The organism is Protofrankia sp. Cr1 (assembly GCF_963555865.1).
In the GTDB taxonomy this organism is placed as follows: Bacteria; Actinomycetota; Actinomycetes; order Frankiales; family Frankiaceae; genus Protofrankia.
The window spans coordinates 4,442-9,878 of the sequence record NZ_CAUVXO010000079.1 but is presented as its reverse complement, the minus strand read 5'-3'; the positions used below and the strand labels follow the sequence as shown (position 1 = coordinate 9,878).

Annotated in this window: 3 protein-coding genes and 1 pseudogene; all 4 read left to right on the top strand. The window is 73.5% G+C overall.

From position 1 onward, the window contains the following. Positions 1-994, top strand: a 994-nt coding sequence (locus tag U9980_RS09450) for a biotin/lipoyl-containing protein (RefSeq protein WP_322767584.1), incomplete at its 5' end; no start/stop codon positions are given. Next, positions 991-2,457: pseudogene (locus tag U9980_RS09445) on the top strand (cysteine peptidase family C39 domain-containing protein); the annotation flags it as partial. The gene U9980_RS09450 and the pseudogene U9980_RS09445, both read left to right, overlap by 4 nt. A 221-nt stretch (positions 2,458-2,678) precedes the next feature. Continuing rightward, the gene (locus U9980_RS09440; protein ID WP_322767583.1) at positions 2,679-3,437 is read left to right on the top strand and encodes an ATP-binding cassette domain-containing protein; all 759 of its coding nucleotides are present in this window, start codon (positions 2,679-2,681) and stop codon (positions 3,435-3,437) included. Further along, positions 3,434-5,437 (top strand): ABC transporter transmembrane domain-containing protein (locus tag U9980_RS09435; protein ID WP_322767582.1); only part of this gene is annotated, 2,004 nt, incomplete at its 3' end. The genes U9980_RS09440 and U9980_RS09435, both read left to right, overlap by 4 nt.

Genomic DNA, 5,437 nt, shown 5'->3' with positions numbered 1-5,437 from the left:
CCGACATCCCGCGGACATCCCGCGGACTACCCGCGGATCGGCCACCACTGGCCGTCCCGACCCCAGGCTGGGAGAGCCCGCCATGCGCCTTGCACCATCCCCGTCAGCCGACCGGACGCCGGTGGCCGACCCCGCACCCCCGCCGGGGTCGACCGGCGGGAAACCGGCGAAACCGCCGAATCCAGTGACAACCGGGGTGCACACGGCGCCGGAGTCGGCGCCGAACGTGGCGCAGACGTCGGGCGCGACGCAGGGTGTGTACGCCGCCGACCACCTTGACCAGCCGATCCGTGTCCTGTCGGGGCGGCTGTGGGCGGCTGCGCTCGCCCTGGTCGTCCTCATCGGCGCGGGGGCGGCCTGGGCGGTCGTGGGTACCCTGCCACACCACCTTTCCGCGCGCGGTGTGTTGGTACACGGCCGGGGTCCACTGGCCGCGGCGGCGCCGAAGGCCGGCGCGCTCCTCTCGGTCACGGTCGGGTCGGGCGAGCAGGTGCACCGCGATCAGGTCGTCGCGATCGTCGCCACGCCGGACGGCCCCGCGCCGGTGCACGCGCCGGCCGACGGCGCGGTCATGAACGTCGTCGCCGTCCCGGGCCAGCAGCTGGACGCCGGGGCTGCGGTCGTCCTGGTCGACCCTGGTGCGGATCCGCGGACCGCGCCGGCGCAGGCTGTTCTGTTCGTGACCTCGCGCGAGGAGCTGTCCAGCCTGCAACCGGGACAGCAGACGCACCTGGCCCTGGCGGGCGGTGTGCTGGCCGGGCACATCAGCGCCGTGGCCGGCTACCCGTCATCCGCGGCCGAGCTGGTGTCCCGGTTCGGCTCCCAGCGGGTGCCCGGAGTCGACGCCGGTACGGACGTCTGGCTCGTCGAGGTGGGCATCGACGCGGCGGGTGCCGAGATCGGTGCGCAGATTCCGGCGATGAGCCCGGTCGCGGCGAGCATTCTCATCAGTCGCGATCATCCGTTGCGGGTCCTGTTTGGACAGCGTCGGTGAGCGCGGCGATCGCGACCGACCCGGAGACCGGGGGGCGCGGTGGTTCAGCGCACCCACGATCGCGCCGCGGTCGGCCCGCTGGCCGGCACGGCCTGCGTCCACACCTGCGCCTGCGTCCACACCTGCGCCTACACCTGCGCCACGCGCGGCGACGCAGTGCGTTCGTCCCACAGATGGAGGAGCAGGACTGCGCGGCGGCCTGCCTGACCGCGGTCCTCGCCGGCTTCGGCCGGCGGGTGAGCCTGCACGAGGTCCGCCAGGCATGTGGGGTGACCCGCGACGGGGCGACGGCTGCCGCGCTGGTCCGCGGCGCAGCCCGGTACGGGCTGACCGGAACCGGCCGCCGGGTGGCCCTGCGGGAGCGCGACAATCCGGTGGACACCGCGACGCTGCGCGCCCTGCCCACACCCGCGGTCGTGCTCGTCGACGGCCCGCACTTCGCCGTCCTCGACGGCGTCCGCCGTGGCCGGGTACTGGTCAACGACCCCGCCGCGGGCCGGTACCGGGCCACCCCCGACGCTTTCGCGGACACCTTCCGCGGCATCGTCATCACCTTCGCCCCGGACCCGACATTCCGCCGCGGTGGCCGGCGGATGCCGTTCGCCCACGCCGTCGCCGCCCGGCTGCGTCCACACGCGTCGGTGGCCGCGATCGCCGTGCTCGCCGGCCTGCTCGGGGCCATCCCGACCGTGCTCGCCTCGGTCCTGTTCCGTACCTTCCTGACCGACCCGAATCTGGCCGACCCCGGTCTGGCCGGTACCGCTGGGATCGGCGCCGACACGTTGGCCGTCCGGCTCAGCATCGCGCTGGCGGCGGCGGCGGTCACGGTGGTGGCGGCCACCTGGCTCCAGCAGGCCGTGCTGGGCCGGGTGCTGGTGGCCATGGCGGCGCGCACGTCCGGGGAGTTCCTGTGGCGGATGCTCCGGCTGCCCGGGGTGTTCTTCCACCGCCGCCAGCTCGGCGGTCTGGTCACCCGGGTGCAGGTCAACGACGGCCTGTCCGTGGTGCTCACGACCCGGCTCGCCTCGGCGGTGGCCAGCGTCCTGACCGGTGCGCTCTACCTGGGCACGCTGGTCTGGCTCAACTGGCGACTCGCCCTGATCGGCGTCGGCGTCGCCGCGGCGAACCTGGTCGCGCTGCGGGCCGTCGTCGCGCGCCAGACCGCGGACCGCCACGAACTGCAGGTCGCCGACAGCCGACGCGACGGCGTCGCGTTCGCCGGGATCGCGGCGATCGAAACCCTCAAGGCCGACGGCGGTGAGGACACCTTCTTCGCCACCTGGGCCGGCTGGCAGGCCCGCGCCATCAACGCCGGCCAGCGCGCCTCCGCGCGGGCGCAGACGCTGCTGGTACTGCCGACGACGCTGAACGTTCTCGCCGGTGGGCTGGTGGTCGTGCTCGGCTTCCATGAGCTGCTGCACGGACAGATCAGCGTCGGCACGCTGGTGGCGGTGCAGATGATCATGGGGAGTCTGCTGCTCCAGATCACCATTCTGGTCGGCGCCGGCGCGGATCTGATCACTGCCCGTGCCCAGCAGGCGCTCGTCGACGATGTCCTCGACGCCGAACCGGACCCGGCGCTGACCCCCATCCTGGCCCCTGCCCCTGCCCCTGCCCCTGCCCCTGTCCCTGTCCCTGCCCCGGCCCCGGCACCGGCACGGTCTCGGTTGCGGAGCGCCCGGCGGTGCCCGCGCAGCGAGTGCCCGTCGACGCCGGGAGGTTGCGCGGGCACATCGAGCTGGTCGACGTCAGCTTCGGTTACGACCCGCACCGCCCGCCCGTGCTCGCCGGTGTCTCGCTGCGTATCGCGGCAGGCCAGCGGGTGGCTGTGGTCGGGGCGTCCGGCGGTGGGAAGTCCACGTTGGCCCGGCTCGTCGCCGGAGTGCTGCGGCCGGTCTCGGGCGAGGTCCGCTACGACGGGATGCGCCGTGAGGACGTCGCGCGCGCGGTGCTGACCTCATCGATCGCCTATGTGGATCAGCAGTTGCACCTCTTCTCCGGGAGTGTCCGCGACAACCTCACGCTGTGGGACGGCCATATCAGCGATGCGGAGCTGCGCCTTGCACTTGAGCACGCCTGTGTCGCCGACGTGGTGGCCCAGCGCGGTGGGCTTGACGCGGCCTGGGTGCGGGAGGAGGCCCGTAACCTCTCCGGCGGGGAGCGCCAGCGCCTGGAAATCGCCCGCGCGCTGGCCATGGACCCCGCCGTACTCATCCTGGATGAGGCCACAAGTGCGCTTGACCCCATCACCGAGCGCAACGTCGATGCGAACATCCGCGGCCGTGGATGTACCTGTCTGATCCTCGCCCACCGGCTGAGCACCATCCGGGATGCCGACGAGATCGTCGTGCTCGACCGGGGGCGGGTGGTGGAACGCGGCGCCCACACCGACCTGGCTGCCGCGGCCGGACCGTACCGCCGCCTCTTGGAGGAGCTGGTATGACATCGAATCCCACCGCTGTGCGCCCGGAGGTGACCGCGTCCGCGGGCGGCGGCAAGGCGTGGTCAATGTCGACACACACCGTCGACGTCTGGGATCACACCAGCTTCTGGCGGGTCGAACAGGGCGCGGTCGACCTGTTCCTGCAACGCGAGGCTGGGTCGGGCGATGCCGGGCCGGGCGGTTCCGATGCCGGCGCCGGTGAGCTGCGGCCGCTGCTGCGGGTGTCCGCCGGCGAGATTCTGGTCGGTGTGGCCCCCGGTGATGTTCCCGAGGGGTGGACACTGATCGCGCGCACCGTGCCGCCCACGGTGCTGCGCCGGCGTTCCCTCACCGGAACGTGGATCGTCCCGCCCAGCATCACCGAGCCGGAGCTGCGGGACTGGCTGGTGCGGATCACCCGCGCCGTGGCCGGGGACGTGCGGGATACGTCGGGTGCGCCCGGTGCTCCGGACGCGCTTGATCCGCCGTCGTTGACCGGCGAGAACTTCGCCACGCTCACCGTCGCCGCCCTCGGCGGCTTCCACCGGACCGTCCTGGCGCTGGCGATCAGCCGGGCGGACCGGGATGACGCGAGGTGGCGGCGGCGGCTGCACGAGCGCGCCGCGGACAACCTGCGAGTGCTCACCGGAGCATGGTCGGCGCTGGGCGCCGTGCTGGCACCGGCCGACCCGTCGGTCCCGGCCGGGGATCCGGTCGCGCAGGCCACGGAGGTGGTCGGGGCGGTGGCCGAAACGCTCGGCGTACCGCTGGTCGTACCCGCCGGGCTGGCCGCACCGGCCGGGCCCGCCGTGTCACCGCGCGTCGGGGGAACATCCGATCCCGTCGGCGCCATGCTGCGGGCCAGCCGCATCCGCGGGCGCACCGTCACCCTGGACCCGTCCCGGCTGGCCGGCACCGCCACCGTCATGATCGGATGGACGGGCGAGGACGGGCATCCGGTGGCGCTGCTGCCGCGGCGCCGCGGCTACCGCATCCACGACCCGGCCACCGGCGAGCGCCGTCCGCTCACCGAGGCGACCGCACGCACCCTCGCGCCAACCGCGCTCGCGGTCTATCGGCCGCTGCCGGCCCACGCGCGCTCACTACCCGCCGTGATCAGGTTCGCCCTAGCCGGCTCCGGGCCGGACCTCGGTGTGCTGCTGCTCGCCGGGATCATCGCTGGCCTGCTCGCGCTGACTGTTCCACTGGCGATCGGACTGGTGCTGCCACGGCTGGTCATCGATGGCGGCCCGGGTGCGTTGGGCTGGCTCGCGGGCCTGCTCGCCGCGGTCGTGGCCGCTTCCGGCCTGCTGCTGCTCGTACGCAACGCGGCCATCGTGCGGCTCCAGAGCCGGCTGCAGTCGGCTCTGGAGCCTGCCGTGTGGGACCGCCTGCTGTCCCTGGGCGCACCCTTTTTCACCCGGTACTCCACCGGTGAACTGGTCGCGCGGGCGGGCGGCATCGCCGAGATCCGTCGCAGCCTGTCCGATGTCACCGTCACCGCTCTGCTCGGCACGGTTTTCGCCCTGGTGAGCATGGTGGTGGTGATCGGTATAGACCCGGGGCTGGCGGGGCTGGTCTTCGCCGGCGTGACCGTGCTGGCGGTGGCGCTGGTCGTCCTCGCCCGCCGTCAACAGCGACACGAGTCGGAGGTGTTCCGGCTGCACGGCGAGGTCTACGGGCTCCTTTACCCGGTGATGCTCGGTATCGACAAGATCCAGGCAGCGGGTCGGGAGACCGCCGTCTTCGCGCTGTGGGCGCGGTTGTTCGCCCGGCAGAAGCGCGCGGACGCGGCCACTCAACGCCTGCAGGCGGTCGCGACCGGGCTGGTCGCCGGAGCGCAGCCACTGCTGCTGACCGCGCTCGTCGCGGGCGCCACCGCGTTGGGCATGGCGGTGAGCGTCGAGCACCTGCTCGTCACCGCCGTGGCGGTGGCCCAGGTGTCGATCGCGTTGGGCCAGCTCGGCAGCGTGGCGGGGCCCGCGTTCGCGGTGGCGCCGATCCTCACCCGGCTCACCCCG